The sequence below is a fragment of the Klebsiella sp. HMSC25G12 genome, from assembly GCF_001807705.1.
Taxonomy (GTDB): domain Bacteria; phylum Pseudomonadota; class Gammaproteobacteria; order Enterobacterales; family Enterobacteriaceae; genus Klebsiella; species Klebsiella variicola.
The window spans coordinates 1-662 of sequence record NZ_KV789784.1; the positions used below are offsets into that span (position 1 = coordinate 1).

The 662-nt window shown below is 49.4% G+C and carries 1 protein-coding gene; it reads right to left on the bottom strand.

Going from position 1 to position 662, the window contains the following annotated elements; translation table 11 throughout:
• Positions 1-88: 88 nt before the first annotated feature.
• On the bottom strand, positions 89-526 hold the full coding sequence (locus tag HMPREF3096_RS01270; protein WP_064163791.1) for a transglycosylase SLT domain-containing protein: 438 nt from the start codon (positions 524-526) through the stop codon (positions 89-91).
• Positions 527-662: the final 136 nt, after the last annotated feature.

Genomic DNA, 662 nt, shown 5'->3' on the forward strand with positions numbered 1-662 from the left:
AGCATTATTCATCATCCCGAACGGCATTTAATATGGCGGGCAATTGATTAATCACTTCCCTGTTCTGAAGACCTCATGAATGAGGTCTTCATTTTGTTGTTAAAGATGACTGGCCGGCATTTTTATTTTTCTTGATAGCGAGGTAGATGGCCTCAATCTTCCTGGCGTACTCCAGTCGTCGCATGGCCTTCCTGTCCGTTCTCCGGAACCCGGCGTTGTAGGCGCCGACTGCCTCCCAGCTGACTCCCCATTTTTTAAAAGCCAGTGCCAGATAATAAGCACCGGTGTAAATATTCAGACAGGCATCAGTCAGAAGGTGTCCCGGTTTAATACCGTACTGCGACAGTTCACCCTGGTGTTGCGAGTCGATCTGCATCAGTCCGGCACCGTAGCCAGCTCCCGGGTTTTTCCCGATGGCATTCACCTTCCATTTAGACTCCTGCCATGAAATAGCCCGCAGCAGATCGGGATCTATTCGATAGTCCCGTCCTGCCATATCAAAACAATCCGCAGACCAGGCAGGCATGGAAATTAAAAGCAGGGTGGCTAATACCAGTTGTTTTCTCAAAAGACTCCCTCCGGGTCGATTCCTGCAAATACGTTAACCCAGACCAGAACCAGACTCAACAGATATGCACTCCTCACCACAAAATCACCACACC